This is a genomic window from Marinovum sp. (assembly GCF_034669705.1).
GTDB lineage: Bacteria > Pseudomonadota > Alphaproteobacteria > Rhodobacterales > Rhodobacteraceae > Marinovum.
Genome location: NZ_JAXMOR010000039.1, coordinates 1 through 16,221, shown reverse-complemented (window position 1 = coordinate 16,221; position 16,221 = coordinate 1). Strand labels below are relative to the sequence as shown.

15 protein-coding genes and 1 pseudogene are annotated in these 16,221 nt (G+C 66.9%); 4 read left to right on the top strand and 12 right to left on the bottom strand.

Features of this window, described 5'->3' with window-relative positions; genetic code table 11:
* Window positions 1-61 precede the first annotated feature (61 nt).
* Genes VOI27_RS20115 through VOI27_RS20105 form a run of 3 tightly spaced genes read right to left on the bottom strand, consistent with a single transcriptional unit; the run spans window position 62 to window position 2,448 of the window.
* The gene (locus VOI27_RS20115) at window positions 62-925 is read right to left on the bottom strand and encodes a DUF1206 domain-containing protein (RefSeq protein WP_323767896.1); all 864 of its coding nucleotides are present in this window, start codon (window positions 923-925) and stop codon (window positions 62-64) included.
* 51 nt (window positions 926-976) lie between these two features.
* A complete protein-coding gene (locus VOI27_RS20110) occupies window positions 977-1,474 on the bottom strand; it encodes a DUF6446 family protein (protein WP_323767894.1) in 498 nt (165 codons plus the stop codon).
* A 29-nt stretch (window positions 1,475-1,503) separates the two neighbouring features.
* Window positions 1,504-2,448, bottom strand: a complete 945-nt coding sequence (locus VOI27_RS20105; protein ID WP_323767892.1) for a glycine--tRNA ligase subunit alpha — start codon at window positions 2,446-2,448, stop codon at window positions 1,504-1,506.
* Between the two features lie 223 nt (window positions 2,449-2,671).
* Here VOI27_RS20105 and VOI27_RS20100 point away from each other — a divergent pair, with 223 nt between their 5' ends.
* Complete coding sequence (locus tag VOI27_RS20100) at window positions 2,672-4,453, top strand: trypsin-like peptidase domain-containing protein (RefSeq protein WP_323767890.1); 1,782 nt, start codon at window positions 2,672-2,674, stop codon at window positions 4,451-4,453.
* Window positions 4,454-4,567: 114 nt separating this feature from the next.
* Here the strand turns inward: VOI27_RS20100 and VOI27_RS20095 are convergent, their stop codons facing one another.
* Together VOI27_RS20095 and VOI27_RS20090 are read right to left on the bottom strand one after the other, a co-directional pair.
* Window positions 4,568-5,320: a VCBS repeat-containing protein gene (locus VOI27_RS20095; protein ID WP_323767888.1), complete on the bottom strand. Its 753-nt coding sequence runs from the start codon at window positions 5,318-5,320 to the stop codon at window positions 4,568-4,570.
* Window positions 5,321-5,349: 29 nt separating this feature from the next.
* Window positions 5,350-5,673, bottom strand: coding sequence for a 2Fe-2S iron-sulfur cluster-binding protein (locus tag VOI27_RS20090; RefSeq protein WP_323767886.1), 324 nt, complete (start codon window positions 5,671-5,673; stop codon window positions 5,350-5,352).
* 121 nt (window positions 5,674-5,794) lie between these two features.
* On the opposite strand from VOI27_RS20090, the gene VOI27_RS20085 reads away from it, so the two are divergent.
* Window positions 5,795-6,232 (top strand): OB-fold nucleic acid binding domain-containing protein, encoded by a 438-nt coding sequence (locus VOI27_RS20085; protein WP_323767884.1) that lies wholly within the window; start codon window positions 5,795-5,797, stop codon window positions 6,230-6,232.
* A gap of 47 nt (window positions 6,233-6,279) precedes the next feature.
* Complete coding sequence (locus VOI27_RS20080) at window positions 6,280-6,828, top strand: peptidoglycan-binding domain-containing protein (protein WP_323767882.1); 549 nt, start codon at window positions 6,280-6,282, stop codon at window positions 6,826-6,828.
* Between the two features lie 140 nt (window positions 6,829-6,968).
* On the opposite strand, the gene VOI27_RS20075 is transcribed toward VOI27_RS20080, so the two are convergent.
* The 6 genes from VOI27_RS20075 to rpiA all read right to left on the bottom strand — a co-directional run bounded on the left by VOI27_RS20075 (window position 6,969) and on the right by rpiA (window position 13,386).
* A complete protein-coding gene (locus tag VOI27_RS20075; protein WP_323767880.1) occupies window positions 6,969-8,414 on the bottom strand; it encodes a Do family serine endopeptidase in 1,446 nt (481 codons plus the stop codon).
* 295 nt (window positions 8,415-8,709) lie between these two features.
* Window positions 8,710-8,907, bottom strand: coding sequence for a DUF2065 domain-containing protein (locus VOI27_RS20070; RefSeq protein WP_323767878.1), 198 nt, complete (start codon window positions 8,905-8,907; stop codon window positions 8,710-8,712).
* The gene (locus VOI27_RS20065; protein ID WP_323767876.1) at window positions 8,904-9,956 is read right to left on the bottom strand and encodes a protease modulator HflC; all 1,053 of its coding nucleotides are present in this window, start codon (window positions 9,954-9,956) and stop codon (window positions 8,904-8,906) included. The genes VOI27_RS20070 and VOI27_RS20065 overlap by 4 nt, the downstream gene beginning before the upstream one ends.
* Window positions 9,956-11,146, bottom strand: coding sequence for an FtsH protease activity modulator HflK (gene hflK / locus VOI27_RS20060; protein ID WP_323767874.1), 1,191 nt, complete (start codon window positions 11,144-11,146; stop codon window positions 9,956-9,958). The genes VOI27_RS20065 and hflK overlap by 1 nt, the downstream gene beginning before the upstream one ends.
* A gap of 70 nt (window positions 11,147-11,216) precedes the next feature.
* Window positions 11,217-12,575 (bottom strand): glutathione-disulfide reductase, encoded by a 1,359-nt coding sequence (gor, locus tag VOI27_RS20055; protein ID WP_323767872.1) that lies wholly within the window; start codon window positions 12,573-12,575, stop codon window positions 11,217-11,219.
* A 10-nt stretch (window positions 12,576-12,585) separates the two neighbouring features.
* Complete coding sequence (rpiA, locus tag VOI27_RS20050) at window positions 12,586-13,386, bottom strand: ribose-5-phosphate isomerase RpiA (protein ID WP_323767870.1); 801 nt, start codon at window positions 13,384-13,386, stop codon at window positions 12,586-12,588.
* 232 nt (window positions 13,387-13,618) lie between these two features.
* On the opposite strand from rpiA, the gene VOI27_RS20045 reads away from it, so the two are divergent.
* On the top strand, window positions 13,619-14,992 hold the full coding sequence (locus VOI27_RS20045; RefSeq protein WP_323767868.1) for an L-serine ammonia-lyase: 1,374 nt from the start codon (window positions 13,619-13,621) through the stop codon (window positions 14,990-14,992).
* 58 nt (window positions 14,993-15,050) lie between these two features.
* Here VOI27_RS20045 and VOI27_RS20040 read toward each other — a convergent pair.
* A pseudogene (locus tag VOI27_RS20040) lies at window positions 15,051-16,221 on the bottom strand (chemotaxis protein CheA); the annotation flags it as partial.

The following is a 16,221-nucleotide window of genomic DNA, read 5'->3' as shown; positions in this document are numbered from 1 at the left end:
CTGGATCAACGCCCCGGTGCTTAAAGCCCCTGCCCCTGCACGGCAAGCCGATAGCGGCGAATTAGGCCATCTTGCGTTCGGCCTTGGCCTTGGCCTCCTGCGCCATGGTCTTGACGTCGCTGTCGTAGTCGACGCCAGAGACCACCCGGTAGCGGGACTCGACGAAGTTCTCGACACCGAAGCCGACGATCCCCAGCGCGATGATCCCGAGCAGGAAGCGGCCACCGGTCAGCCCGCGGATATACTCCAGTGCGCCGCCGATGCCCTTGGCGTTCGACGGGTCGGAATAGATCGCGGCAAACAGCAGGAAGACCCCGACGATCCCCAGCACGATACCGTAGCTGACAAAGCCCCAGCGCAGCAGCGGCTGCAGCTTGCGGGTCTTCTCATTGCTCTCGATGTAGCGTTTGTACTTCTTCTGCCAGCCTTTGAGGATGTAGTGAATGCCGGCGCCGATGATTGCCAGCGCGGCAATGCCGACGATCCACTTGCCACCGGGCATCTGCAGAACCTTGGCGGTCCAGTTCGACGCGCCAGAGCCCTCACCGCCGGACGAGCCGCCGATCCCCAGCGCCAGCGCCGCGATCCCTGCGCCAAGCGCCATGTGGATCAGACCGGTGGCGACCAAGGCAAGGCGCTTGGCCACGCCCTCCTCATCGTCGCCGCGGCGTTCAAGGTCGTAATAGGCCGCAATCAGCCGCCAGACCCCGTAGCAGACGAAGCCCAGCGCCACGAGCCAGAGCAGGACCTGGCCAAACGGCGCGCCGCGCAGGGTTTCCACCGCGCCCTTGGTGCCCTCGGTGTTGCCACCGGAAAAGGCGGCCGACATCGTCAGACCGCCGAGGATAAGATAGACGAGACCGCGCGCGGCATAACCGGCACGCATCACCGGGACAACCCAGTCTGGTGCATTGCTCTGTGACATTGGCGTAACCTCCTGTTGCGAGGTCAGCGCATGACAGCCGCGTTTTGTTCCCTAATCGGCGGAATTCTCGCGCGGCGGGCATTCCTCGCCCACCACGGTGCCGTCATAGGCCTTGTCGCCGCAGTCGTTGAGCTCGTGCCAGACATAGCCGCGCCCGTCGTCGGTGATCGCCACCACCCGGTCGACGCCATAGGCCACGTTCTTCTGGCTGAGAAAGGTCAGCGCATCGCCCGCCGCCAGTTGCGCGCCGATCGCCTCGGCATCGAAACAGTCGAACCAGCCCGGGGCGTTGCGCGGCTCGGCGCCGTCGTACATCTCGTAGGTCTCGGTCAGCATGGCGAGGCTGTGGATGGTGGTGAAACAGGCGCGATAGCGAATGGGCGAACTCTCGGCGTCGATCGCCTCGAAATCCTCGTAGACGATCGGTTCCGGCACGCCGGAGGTCAGCGAGACCAGCTGCACGTCGTCCTGCCCGCTGGGCGTCACCGGCGCGTAAAAGGCGTAGATCTGCATGTAATAAAGCAGCGCACCCGCAACCAAAGCCACCATCACGATCAATCCCGCAACAATCCGTCCACTCACCCTGCGGCCTCCGCAAGGTAGCCGCCCGCCTCGGTCTGAACGAAGGCGTCGGCGCAGGCCTTGGCCAGGGTCCGCACCCGGCCGATATAGGCCTGCCGCTCGGTGACCGAGATCACCCCGCGGGCATCGAGCAGGTTGAAGATGTGCGACGCCTTGATGCACTGGTCATAGGCCGGATGCGCCATGACGATGCGCTTGCCGGTCTTGGGGTCCTGCGCCGGTTCACCGAGGATGCGGGCGCATTCGGCCTCGGCCTCCTCGAAATGCCGCAACAGCACCTCGGTGTCGGCGACGTCGAAGTTCCAGCGCGAGTATTCCTGCTCGGTCTGGCGGAAGACATCGCCATATGTCAGCGCAATCGGCGCCTCGGGGTCGTTGTAGGGCATCTCCATCACGTGATCCGCGCCCAGCACGTACATCGCCAGCCGCTCGAGCCCGTAGGTCAGCTCGCCCGACACCGGGTGGCAGTCATGGCCACCGACCTGCTGGAAATAGGTGAACTGGCTGACTTCCATGCCGTCGCACCAGACCTCCCAGCCCAAGCCCCAGGCGCCCAAGGTCGGGCTTTCCCAGTCGTCCTCGACGAACCGGATGTCATGCAGCGCCATATCGATGCCGATCGCCTCGAGCGAGCCGAGGTAGAGCGCCTGCAGGTCGGGCGGGCTGGGTTTGATCAGCACCTGATACTGGTAGTAGTGCTGCAGCCGGTTCGGGTTCTCGCCGTAGCGCCCGTCCGTGGGGCGGCGCGAGGGCTGCACATAGGCCGCAGCCCAGGGCCGCGAGCCCAGCGAGCGCAGCGTGGTGGCGGGGTGGAATGTGCCGGCGCCCACCTCCATGTCATAGGGCTGCATCACGGCGCAGCCCTGCGCGGCCCAATAGGCCTGAAGGCGCAGGATGATTTCCTGAAAAGAGCGCGGTTTGGTGGCGGTGTCGCGTGTCATGTCATGGCCCTTGCAAGCTTTGCGCCTGCTTAGGCGGATGCGGCGCGAGGGTCAATCAGAGGCCCCGGATTGCCGGGAAATAGTCCGATGCGGCATGGCGGCAACCACCACCTGACTATCCCGTGACAAAAGCGGAAAACCGCCATTTTCGGCTCGCAAGCCCGGCCCCATGGGCTACAGTATGCCGACAAGAGCAATATGCAGGCCAGGACGACCCATACATATGACACGTTTGTTTTTCGCCACAGTTTTCGCGCTGGTATCTTCGCTGAGCGCCGTCTCGGCCCAGGACAACCGCGCCTGGATCCAGGTCGAGGCGCTGCCCAGCCTCCTCGAAGCCGAGGAGCGGGTGCGCGACTATGCCGAGTATCTGCCCAATGTGAACGGCTTCGCCGTCGGCTCCGGCTGGTACGCCGTGGCGCTTGGTCCCTACCCGTCGCGCAATGCCGCCACCGGCGAGCTGCGCCAGCTGCGCGGCCAGGGCCGGGTGCCACGCGACAGTTTCGTCGTCGGCGCACGTGCGTTGCAGCGCCAGTTCTGGCCGGTGGGCGCCGACGCGCAGACCCCGCCCGCCGAGGTCGAGACCAGCGAACTGGCAGAGGCGCTCGAGGCGATTGGGGCGACTGAAGCAAGCGACAGCACCGAGGCGGCCGCGGACGGGCCAGAGACGACACCCGCGGTCCCCGAAGAGACCGTGGCCGAGGCGCGCCGCAGCGAGGCGCAGATGACCGGGCAGGAAAAGCGGGATCTTCAGGTCGCCCTGCAATGGGCCGGCTTTTACAATGCCGCCATCGACGGCGCCTATGGTGCCGGCACCCGGCGTGCCATGGCCGCCTGGCAAGAGGCCAACGAGGTCGAGGCCACCGGCGTGATGACCACCCGCCAGCGGGCCTTGGCGATGCAGCAATACAACGCCGTGCTCGAGGGCATGGGCCTGCAGCGCGTCACCGACAGTCAGGCCGGGATCGAGATGGTCGTGCCGCTGGGCGTGGTCGAATTCGAGGCGCATGAGGCGCCCTTTGCCCGCTACGAGCCGACCGGCGACCTGCCGGCCCGGGTGCTGTTGATCTCGCAGGAGGGCGACCAGCGCCGGCTGTACGGCCTCTACGACATCCTGCAGACGCTGGAGGCGGTGCCGCTCGACGGCCCGCGCGAGCGTCGCAACGACGGCTTCAGCATCACCGGCAGCAATTCCAGGATCGTCTCGCACACCGAGGTGAGCCTGCGCGACGGCGAGATCAAGGGTTTCATGCTGGTCTGGCCGGCCGGCGACGAGGACCGCCGCACCCGGGTGCTGCAGGAGATGTCCGACAGTTTCACCCGCGTGCCCGGCGTGCTGCCCTCTGACATCGGCGTCGGCGACACCCAGTCGGTCGACCTGCTCTCGGGGCTGCAGATCCGCAAGCCGCGGGTGTCGCGCACCGGGTTCTTCGTCTCGGAAGACGGCACCGTGCTGACCACGCTGGAGGCTGTCGAAGGCTGCACCCGCGTCACCCTCGACGGCAAGACCGAGGCCAGCGTCTCGGCCACCGACGCCACGCTGGGCGTGGCGCTGCTGACGCCGCAGACCCGGCTGGCACCGCTGGAAGTGGCCGAACTGGCCACCGCCGCGCCGCGGCTGCAATCCGAGATCGCCGTCGCCGGGTTTTCCTACGAGGGCGTGCTGGGTGCACCCTCGATGACCTTTGGCAAGCTGGTCGACCTGCGCGGGCTTGATGGCGAAGAAGCGCTCGACCGGGTGTCGCTCTCGGCCCTGCCCGGCGATGCCGGCGGACCGGTGATGAACAGCTCTGGCGCGGTGATCGGCATGCTGCTGCCGCGCGACGGCGCGGACCGGACGCTGCCGGAAGAGGTGAGCTTTTCCGCCGACGCCGGCGCGCTGCAGACGGCAATGCGCCAGGCCGGCGTGACCGCCCGGATGGCGCGTGGCGGGGCCGCCCTGGCGCCCGAGGACCTGACCAACAAGGCGCGCGGGATGGCGGTGCTGGTGAGCTGCTGGGAGTGATCCTGGCGGTTCCGGCTTTTGGCTGACGGCGGACTTCGGGGGCGCTGCCCCCGGACCCCCGGGGCTATTTTTTTCGGAAGAACGACTGGATTGCGCGCGGCGCAGGCGGTGTGGTCAGGGCAGCGGCTGGCAAGTCAGGGCAGCGGCAAAGCTTGCGCGGCCTTTGTGGGGGCCGAGGGGCCTTTGGGTCAGGGTTCCTTCGGTGAGGCTGACGGCAATGACCTCGCGCCAGCTGGCATCGGCGAGGATCATCTCGGGGCCGTTGCCGCAGTCACGGAGGCCGCCGGCGATGTCGCGCTCGCCGATGCGGTGGTTGGTGACGCCTTGCAGAGCGGCGATTTCGGTCAGCCCGGTCGTGTCGTAGCGCCAGACCCGCAGGATGCGCGCCAGATGCGGGCGGTCGACATAGGCCAGCTCCATCATCCCGTCGCCATCGAGATCGGCCGCGCCGAGAGGCGCCAGCCAGCGAAACCGGGTGCCGATATGCGGCGTCGCGGCGAGGCGTTGCAGCCCGCCCTCGCGCAGGCCCCAGATCGCCAGGCGCGCGCCCTGGCTGGTGTGGCTTTCCACCGTGATGATCTCTGGCGGCCCCTGACCGTCGAGCTGGGCCAGGCGCGGCGCCACATCCTCGAAAACGAGGCGTTGGGGCAGACGCGCGGTCTGGCTATCGCTGCCGCAGGTCACGACGAGCGCGCCCCATTCCAGGTCGTCGCCCAACACCCCGTGCGGGTAGCGGTCGGTGGGCTGGGCATAGGCCGCGGTGATACCTTCGCTGCCGCAGGGTGGATCGCTCTGCGCCTGGGCCGCGGCAGCCCCGGCCAGCCACAGACCCGCCGCCAGCCCTGCGCCGCGGGCGGAGCCGCGCATGAGGCGCAAGGGTCGGCGCGGCGCCGGCATCAGATCTGCTTTTCAGGCATTTGCACCACCAGACCGTCGAGGTCGTCGGAGACCTTGATCTGGCAGGTCAGCCGCGAGCGCTCGGGATCGGGTTCATAGGCGAAATCGAGCATGTCCTCTTCCATCGCGTCCATCGCCGGCAGTTTTTCGGTCCAGGCCTTGTCGACATAGACGTGACAGGTGGAACAGGCGCAGGCACCGCCGCAATCGGCCTCGATGCCGGGGATGTTGTTGTCGCGCGCGCCTTCCATCACGGTCAGCCCGCTGGCCACCTCGACCTCGTGCTTGGTGCCGTTGTGCTCGATATAGGTGATCTTCGCCATTCCTTGACCTCTTTGGAATCTCGTCATCGTGTTAGCAAAGCCTCTTATGGTGTTTCATCCCCTTTTGCGACCCCGCCTCTTGCAACTTGCGGTGAGCCGCAGATGTTCTATATTCGTTCGCATGAAAGTCCTGCGTCCTGCCCCCTCTCTCCCTGTCTCCGGCCCCGGCGACTGGCCCCGCCCTCCCTCGGCGCTGCAGGCCGCGCGGCTGGTCGAGCCGCCACAGGGCGCGCGGATCACCGTGGCCGGGCTGGTAATCCTGCGGCAGCGGCCGGGCACCGCCAAGGGGGTGATCTTTGTCACGCTCGAGGATGAGACCGGGGTGGTCAATGTCATCGTCTGGCGCAAGCTCTACGAGCGGTTTCGCCGGGCCGTCATCGCCGGGCGGATGTTGCGGGTCACCGGTCGGCTGCAGCGCGATGCCGGGGTGACCCATGTGATCGCCGAGGAGGTCGAGGATATCTCGGCGATGCTCGACAGTCTTCTCGATGTCACAGATCCGGGCGAAGTTGCGCCGGCTCTTGCCGGCCCGCTTTCCGACCCGGGGCAAAGCCGCTAACCTGCCGCCGGACAAGACCCCGCGAGAGGGCAAGAGGCTGAAGGCAGATGATCCACCGCACCGCATTCCGCAGGGCCTGCGCCGCGCCGCTTGGCGTGGCCTTCTGCGTTGCGCTGGCCGGCTGCGCCCCTCTGCCGGAGACCCCGACCCGATTTGCCTTTACCGCGCTGGAGCAGGCGCGGGTGCCACCGCCGCCGGGCGCGCGGCCGGGCAGCTGCTGGGCGCGCGACGTGACCCCGGCGGTGATCGAGACCCGCACCGCGCAGGTGCTGGATCAGCCCGCCATCCTCAACCCCGACGGATCGCTGCTGGCGCCGGCGATCTATGCCACAGAGATCCGCCAGGAGATCGTCACCCCGCGCAAGGAATATGTCTTCGAGACGCTCTGCGCCGCCGAGATCACCCCGGAGTTCATCGCCTCGCTGCAGCGCGCCCTGCAGGCGCGCGGGCGCTATGACGGGCCGATCTCTGGCGAGATCAACCCCGCGACCAAGGCCGCGCTCAGGCTCTACCAGCGGGCACAGGGGGTGGAGACGGCGCTGCTGACCATCGAAACCGCCCGCGATCTCGGGCTGGCGGCGGTGGAGCGGCGCTGAGCGGCGAGGACGTCTGGCCAGCAAGACGCCTGCACCCATGACGCCAACTCAGCCAGGTCTTCCGCGCCAAGTGTACGCCTGAACCGCAACGAAAAAGGGCGCCCCGCAGGACGCCCCTTTCCACGATCAGTGATGCAAGATCACTCGTCTAGGCCGATCGCCACGAACCGCGGGTCGCCGGCGCGGCGGACCAGCAGCAGAAGCGATTTGCGGCCGGCTTCGCGCGCCGCCTCGATCTGCTCTTCCAGGGCGGCGATCTCGGTCACCTTCTGCTGGCCGGCCTCGGTGATCACGTCACCGGCGCGCAGGCCCTTCTCGTAGGCTTCCGACATCTCGTCGACATCGCTCACCACCAGGCCCTCGGCGCTCGACGGCAGCTCCAGCTGCTCGCGCAGCTCGTCGTTCATCGGCGCGATCGTCAGCCCGAGGATCTCGACCTCGGCAGGCTCTTCGACCATGTCGTCGAGCGGCTGCGAGGCCGGCACGGCGCCCTCGGCCTCTTCGCGGCGACCGAGGGTCACCTTCAGGGTCTGGGTCTTGCCGTCGCGGTTGACCACCACCAGCACCGATTTCCCGACGGTGGTGTTGCCGACCTGGCGGACCAGCGAGCGGGTGTCGGTGACATCGCGACCGTCGAACTTGACGATCACGTCACCGGCTTCCATGCCCGACTCCATCGCCGGGCCTTCCGGCACGTCGGTGACCAGCGCGCCAGAGGCGCTCTCGAGGCCCATGGCCTCGGCCACGTCGTCGGTCACGTCCTGGATGCGCACGCCGAGCCAGCCACGACGGGTCTCGCCGTATTCCTTGAGCTGGTCGACCACCTTGGTCACCACGTTCGAGGCCATCGAGAAGCCGATGCCGATCGAACCGCCGTTCGGCGACAGGATCGCGGTGTTCACGCCGATCACCTGACCGTCCATGTTGAACAGCGGCCCGCCGGAGTTGCCGCGGTTGATGGCGGCGTCGGTCTGGATGTAATCGTCATAGGTGCCCGACAGCGCCCGATTGCGGGCCGAGACGATCCCGGCCGAAACCGAGAAGCCCTGCCCCAGCGGGTTGCCCATCGCCATCACCCAGTCGCCCACACGCGCGGTATCGCTGTCGCCGAAGTTGACGAAGGGCAGTGCCTGGTCGGCCTCGACCTTGAGCAGCGCGATGTCGGTCTTGGGGTCGGTGCCGATGACTTCGGCCGGCAGTTCCTGGCCACCGAAGAACTCGATCAGGATCTCGTCGGCGCCTTCGATCACGTGGTTGTTGGTGACCACGAAGCCGTCTTCCGAAATCACGAAGCCCGAGCCCAGCGCCGAGGAGCGGCGCGGACGGTCACCCTGGCCGCCGCGGTCTTGGAACTCGCGGAAAAAATCCTCGAAGGGCGAGCCTTCGGGCACGATGCCCTGCGGGCCGGTGCGGCCGGCGACGGTGGTGGTGGTGGTGATGTTGACCACCGCCGGGCTGATGCTCTCGGCGAGATCGGCAAAGCTTTCGGGCGCGCCGCGGGCGGCGGCGGCCAGGGCCTGCGCAAAGATGAACATGACCGAAATGCCGGTCATCCACATCAGACGCAGCCGGGCCGGATCGATCATCCGGCCGGACCTGGGTACTGCTGTCGATTGGGGTCTCAAATCGAACTCCTCCTGTTTGTCCCGCGAACGACGCGGGCTGCCTAACTGTCACCAATCTAGGTACTCAAAAGCCACAGGCAAAGGAACTCTCGCGCGATCAACCCGATGTGACTGGCACGTGAGGGCTGTAACCCTAAATACCCGCCCCGGTCTGGCGGCAGCGCCCCGCCGGGGCCGCGTCCCGGCCGCCGCGCCAGGACCTCGGGGTCAACTTTTCGGGAGGCCCCGGATCCGATCCGGGACAGGCACGGCGCTCTCACACCCCCAGCGACCTGGCGATCCAGACCAGCACGACACCAAGCGCCAGAGCCGTCAGCCCAAGGCTGCGGCGCTGCGCCTCTGGCAGGGCGCGCAGGGCCTCGAGCAGGTGCTCCACAAGCGAAGGGGCCAGCACATAGGCCAGCCCCTCCACGATCAACACCAGCCCGAAGGCCAGAATTGCGGTTTCGATCATTGCGTCGCGGTCTCGTCGACCGGGGTCTCCTCAGCCGGGGCCGGCTCGGGGATTTCAGCCTCGGGGGTCTCTTCGACCGGTGCCGGCTCGGGCGCCTCTTCCGCAGGCGCTTCGACGGTTCCGGCCGCGTCCGCCGCGGCGGCCTCAGATGCCGCCAGAGCCGTGTCGGCCTGCGCCCCGGTGTCAGATTTCAGGTAGTTGAAGAAATCGCTGTCGGGCGAGAGCACGAGGGTCGAGTTGTTGCCCTGCAGCGCGCGCTGGTAGGCGGTGAGCGAACGGTAGAACTCGAAGAACTCCGGATCCTCGCCAAAGGCCGCGGCAAAGATGCCGTTGCGGCGGGCATCGGCCTCACCGCGGATGATCTCGGCCTGGCGGGCCGCATCCGAGGTCAGCTCGACCACGGTCCGGTCGGCCTGGGCGCGCACCCGCTGCGCCGCCTCGTTACCGCGGGCGCGTTCGTCTGTCGCCTCGCGCTCGCGCTCGGCGCGCATCCGCTCGAAGGTGGCGTCGAGGTTTTCCGCCGGCAGGTCGGTGCGCTTGAGACGCACGTCGAGCAGGTCGAGACCCAGCTCGGCCGCATCGCCAAGCGCGCCATTGCGGATCCGCATCATCAGCGCGGCTCGGTCGGAGCTCAGGATGTCGTTCGACGAGACCGAACCGAGGATCTCGCGGGTCTGCGAGCGCAGGATCGAATCGAGCCGTTGGCCGGCCACCTCGATCGCCAGGTCGCCGCCGGCACCGGTGGCCTCTCGGAACTGGTTCACATCGGCGATCCGGTAGCGCGCGAAGGCATCGACCACCAGCCGGCGATCGTCCAGCGGCGTCACCTCGAGCGGATCGACATCGCGGCTCAGGATGCGGTCGTCATAGCGCACCACGTCCTGGATGAGCGGCAGCTTGAAGTTCAGCCCCGGCTCTTCCTTGACCGCCACGACGCGGCCGAATTGCAGCACCAGCGCCTTTTCACGCTCGTCGACGATAAACACCGACGACAGCGCCACCACGAGGGCAATCACGACCACGGGCAGAAGATAGGTGGTTTTCCGCATCAGTTGGACCCTCCGGTTTCGGTGGTTGTGGAGTTGCGGCGCAGCTCGTTGAGCGGCAGGTAGGGCACCACGCCCTGCCCGCCTCCGGCGCCGTTTTCGTCCAGGATGATCTTGTCGACCCGGCCCAGCACCTGTTCCATCGTCTCGAGATAGAGCCGGCGGCGGGTGACCTCGGGGGCCTTCTGGTATTCGCCGAGGACGGCGGAGAAGCGGCTGGCCTCACCCTCGGCCTCGTTGACCACCTGGGCGCGATAGCCCTCGGCCTGCTCGAGCAGCTGCGCGGCTTCACCGCGCGCCTCGGCGAGCACCCGGTTGGCATAGGCGTCTGCGACGTTCTGCAGACGGTCGCGTTCCTGCTCGGCGGCCTGGACGTCGCGGAAGGCCGCGATCACCGACGCCGGCGGGTCGGCCTTGTCGAAGTTCACCCGCACGATGTTGACGCCACTGCTGTAGCTGTCGAGCGTCGACTGGATCAGCTCCTGCAGCCGCGCGGCAATCACGCCCCGGTCGCGGTTGAGGATCGGCGCCAGGTCGGATTGCGCGATGATCTCGCGCATCGCCGATTCCGAGACCGCGCGGATCGTCGGTTGCGGCTGACGCAGGTTGAACAGGAATTTCGCCGGATCGTTGATGTTCCAGACCACCTGGAAATCGATGTCGACGATGTTCTCGTCGCCGGTGAGCATCAGGCCGGCATCGCTGCCGCGCCCGCCGACGCCGATATCCTCGGTCTGTTCGCGGGTCACCGGAATGACCTCGGCGGTGACCAGCGGCCAGGGCGCAAAGTTCAGGCCGGGGCCGTTGGTGCTGACGTAATCGCCGAGGAAGAGCTCGACCGATTGTTCCTCGGGCTTGACGGTATAGAAGCTCGCCATCCCCCAGAGGACCAGCGCGCCGAGAATGCCGAGGCCGATGGTGCCACGGGTCAGCATCGGGCCACTGCCGCGACCGCCGCCACCGCCGCCGCCATTGTTCCGGCCGGTGTTGCCACCGCGCCCGCCCATGAGCACGCGCAGCTGCTCCTGGCCCTTTTTCATCAGCTCGTCGATCTCGGGGATCTGCGGGTTGTTGTCGCCCTCGCCGGGGCGACGTCCGCCGCCCTTGTTGCCACCAGAGCCGCGCCCGTCGCCGCCCGATCCACCCGAGCCGCCAGAGCCACCGCCCCAGGGTCCGCCAGAATTGCCTGCCATATCCGCTCTTCCCTTCAGGTTCGCTTCATCTCTTGTCCTCTCCCTAAAATCGGGGAGCGGACCTCCATATTCAACCCGTGCGCACCGGTGTACGCATGGTCACCATCTCTTCGGACATGGTCGGGTGCACCGCCACGGTCCGGTCGAAATCCTCTTTCGTCGCCCCCATCTTTACGGCGATGCCGGCCAGCTGGATCATCTCGCCGGCCTGCGGCGCGACGATGTGACAGCCCAGAACCTTGCGGCTTTCCTGGCTGACGACGAGCTTCATCATCACCCGGTCGGACTTGCCGATGAACGCCGTCTGCATCGGCCGGAACGAGGTGGAATAGACCTCGATCGGCTCGCGCTCGCGCGCCGCCTCTTCCGAAAGGCCCACCGTGCCCATCTCGGGCTGGGTGAAGATCGCGCTCGGGATCATCTCGTGATCGACCGGCGTCGGGTTGCCCTTGAACACCGTCTCGACAAAGGCCATGCCCTCGCGGATCGCCACCGGGGTCAGGTTGACCCGGTTGGTGACATCGCCGATCGCATAGACCGAGGGCACGGCCGTCTGGCTGTAGTCATCGACCTCGATCTCGCCGCTGCGGCCCAGCGTGACGCCGATCTCCTCGAGCCCCAGGTCGCGGGAATTCGCCGCCCGGCCGGTGGCAAACATCACCTGGTCGACGGTGTATTCCTTGCCATTGGTGGCCTTGACCCAGATGCCGCCGTCGACCTGTTTCATCTCGAGCACATTGGTGCCCAGATGCAGATCGACACCGTTCTGGATCATCTCTTCGGAGACCAGCCCGCGGGCCTCCTCGTCAAAGCCGCGCAGAATCTGCGCGCCGCGATAGAATTGCGTGGTCTTGACGCCCAAGCCGTTCATGATGCAGGCAAATTCGCAGGCGATATAGCCGCCACCGACGATCAGCATGCTCTTGGGCAGAGCGTCGAGGTGGAAGATCTCGTTCGAGGTGATCGCCAGATCGGCGCCGGGAATATCCGGCTTCACCGGCCAGCCGCCGGTGGCCACCAGGATGTGCTTGGCGGTCTTCTTCTCTCCTGTCGAGAGCTCGACGGTATGCGGATCGGCAATCCGGGCCCGGGCGTCAAAGGTCTCGACGCCGTTGTTGGCAAGGATCTTGCGATAGACCCCTTCCAGCCGGTCAAGCTCGGCCAACATGGTGCCTTGGAACTTGGACCAGTCGAAGCCGCCGGCCATCATCGTCCAGCCGTAGTCCTGTGCTTCCTTGGCGGCGACGCCGTATCCGGAGGCAAAGACCATCAGTTTCTTGGGCACGCAGCCGCGCTGGACACAGGTGCCGCCATAACGATCTTCCTCGGCCAGAGCCACCTTGGCGCCGGCCTCGCCCGCCGCAACCCGCGCGGCACGAACGCCACCGGAGCCACCACCGATGACAAACAGGTCGTAGTCAAATTCCATGAAGGATCCCTTAATCACGTTTCCAGTCGCCGAGATCGGCGAACATGTTCTCGTTTTCAACGAACTCGAGCTGTTCGTTCTCGACCGCGCCGGTGTTGATGTCCCTCAGCTCGATGCGGCCGTCGCCGTAGCCCACGATCACCATGTCGCAGATATCCACGAACAGCCCGTTTTCAACGACCCCGGGGATCTGGTTGAGCACCAGCGACAATTGTCGCGGGTCGCCGATCCGGCCGAGATGCAGGTCGAGGATGTGGTTGCCCTCGTCAGTCACATAAGGCTTGTCGCCGGTCATCCGCAGCGTCGAATTGCGCCCCATCACATCCATCGAGACCAACAGCTCTTCGATCAGCGCCTGGCTCGTCGGCCAGCCAAAGGGGATCACCTCGACCGGCAGCGGGAAGGCACCGAGATGCTCCACCCGCTTGGCCGCATCGGCGATCACCACCATCTGGTCAGACGCGGTGGCGACGATTTTTTCCTGCAGCAGAGCGCCGCCGCCACCCTTGATCAGGTTGAAATTGCCGTCGAACTCATCGGCACCGTCGATGGTGACATCGAGCCAGCGCGCCTCTTCGAGGCTGATGACGGTGATGCCCATCTCGCGGGCCAGTTCGGCGGTGCGGGTCGAGGTCGGCACGCCGCGAAACCGCAGCCCCTCCTCGCGCACCCGCTCGCCCAGACAGCGCACCAGCCAGGCTGCGGTCGACCCGGTCCCGAGACCGACCCGCATGCCATCCTCGACAATGTCTGACGCGCGTTTGGCGGCCACGAACTTGGCCTTGTCGATCGGCGACAATTCTCCGGACATGAATAGCGACTCCCTCAAGGTTCGCGGAGTTATAGGAAATCGCCGGTGGGGTTGCGAGACCGTTTCGGCAGGCATTTCCCCGGATTCGCGCAGTTTTCCGTGAACCTGACGGGCTTTCACCGGCCCGCGCGACCGGAACGCCCGACACAAGGTCGCTTTCCACCCTTGGATTTTGCGCCGCGGGCTGTACCACTCGGGGCCAATCCGTCCCTCATGCAAGGACCTGCCCCTGATGTTTCTGTCGGTCTTCGAGATGTTCAAGGTGGGCATCGGCCCGTCGTCCTCGCACACCATGGGGCCGATGGTGGCCGCCGCGCGGTTTCTTGACCTGATGCGCGACTCTCCCTTCGAGTTCAAAGGGTTGCAGGCCACTCTTCACGGCTCTCTTGCGTTTACCGGGGTCGGCCATGCCACCGATCGCGCCACCATCCTCGGCCTCGCGGGCTTTACCCCCGAGAGCTATGACGCCGCCCGTGCCGAGGCGGAACTGTCCCGCATCGAGACGGAGAAAACCATGTCACCCGAAGGCCTTGGCGTCCTGTCTTTCGACCCCAAGGCGGATCTGGTGTTCGATTTCGGCGCCAACTTGCCGGGCCATGCCAACGGCATGGTGCTGCGCGCCCGCGATGCCCAGGGCGACGTGATCCTGTCCGAGACCTATTACTCGATCGGCGGCGGATTTGTGGTGACCGAGGCCGAACTGGCCGAAGGCCGCGACAAGGACGCCGGGCCGCCGGTGCCCTTCCCCTTCAAGTCTGCCGCGGAAATGCTTGAAATGGCGAAAACTTCTGGCAAGACCATCGCCGAGATGAAACGCGCAAACGAGATCTCGCGCGGCGGCCATGATCGGCTCGAAAAGGGGCTCGACCGGATTTGGCAGGTGATGAACGACTGCATCGACCGCGGGCTGACCCAGGGCGGCATCCTGCCCGGCGGGCTCAACGTGCGGCGCCGGGCGCGGACCATTCACGAAGCGCTTTTGGCCGAACGCGGCCGCAACCTCTCGGCGCCGCATACGATCAACGACTGGATGAGCGCCTATGCCATGGCGGTGAACGAGGAAAATGCCGCCGGAAACCAAGTGGTTACCGCGCCCACCAATGGCGCGGCCGGGGTGGTGCCGGCGGTGATCCGCTATTGGCTCGACCATGTGCCGGGGGCCTCGCGGGCCGGGGTGCCGGACTTCCTGCTTACCGCCTCGGCGATTGGCGGGCTGGTGAAGTACAACGCTTCGATCTCGGGCGCCGAGGCCGGCTGCCAGGCCGAGGTCGGCTCGGCCGCCGCCATGGCCGCGGCGGGCCTGTGCGCCGTGATGAAAGGCACGCCGGAACAGATTGAGAATGCCGCGGAAATCGCGCTTGAGCATCACCTCGGCATGACCTGCGACCCGGTCAAGGGGCTGGTGCAGGTGCCCTGTATCGAGCGCAACGGGCTGGGCGCGATCAAGGCGGTCTCGGCGGCCAGCCTGGCGCTGCGCGGCGACGGCCAGCACTTCGTGCCGCTGGACGCGGTGATCGAGACGATGCGGCAGACCGGCGCGGACATGCATGAAAAGTACAAGGAAACCTCGCTCGGAGGGCTTGCAGTCAACGTTCCAAACTGTTGATCGGAAACGAAAAGGCCGGAGCTTTCGCCCCGGCCCATTTGTTGAAGATGTGCAAGCCCTATCCGGCAGCGCGGTCCTTGGGACGGAAGCCGATGCTGTCCGATGCGGCGAACCGCCCGCCCTGCAGCTTCTCGATCTTGCCGTCACGCAGCAGCTGACCAAAGCTGCGCAGCCGGTCCTCGCGGCTGGTGTCGCTGGTGTCGACCTGGCGCACCTTGGTCATCAGCTGCGGGCGCGAGAATTCATCGCGGCCCTCGACAAAGGACATGTAGGCCGCGGCCGCCTCGAGCAGTTCCGGCAGGCGGTGGGCGCCGACCTCTTCCGCGAAGCTGGCGAACCCGCCGGCGCGGTCATCCTCGTCCCGCTCGACCGGCATCGAGACCCGGCGCGGACGCACGGTCTGAGCCAATGTCCCCGGTGCCGGCTCTTCATGGGCCGGCAGATCGACGCGCTGTTCGGCCACCAGCTTGAGCGGGGCGACGCGGGGCTGGTCGGCCTCGGCCGAGCGGCGCGGGCGCACCGCAGCGGCCAGATCATCGCGGTAGGCGCCACGGGGATCGCCTTCTTCGGTGCGGTCCTTGCTGCGGTCGGCGCGGGTGGCGGCGACGGCGGCCCGCAGATGGGCGATGGCGTTGCGGCGCGAGCGCCCTTCGGGCTCTTGCAGCTGTTCGTCGGTGGCGGCCAGCAGGCGCGACACGTCGCCTTCTTCCTCGGCAAAGCTGTCGCGACGGTCGCGGCGGGTCATGGCGCGCACCGCACGCTGGCTCTCCGCGACAACGTCAGAGATATCCGGTGTGCTGGCGGCTTCGGCCTCTGGGGCCTCTGTGGCCTCTGGGGCCTCTTGGGCGACCGGCGCCTCGATTTCGGCCTCAACCTCGGCCAGTTCGGCCATCAGCTCGGCCTCTTCGTCCTGCGACAACGAGCTTTCCGGGGCATCGACCGTGCGACGCCTGACCTTGACCACCCGCACGGGGCGACGCGGGGCCACACGGCGCGGCGCGACCTCTTCGGCCTCTGCCGCCGGCTGCGCTTCGGCGTCCGGTCCGGACAGGGTCTCTGCTTCCGGCTCGGGCTGCACTTCTTCGGCTTCGGCCGGGGCTTCGGCTTCGGCTTCGGCTTCGGCTTCGGCTTCGGCTTCGGCTTCGGCTTCGGCTTCGGCTTCGGCTTCGGCTTCGGCTTCGGCTTCGGCTTCGGCTTCGGCTTCGGCTTCGGCTTCGGCTTCGGCTTCG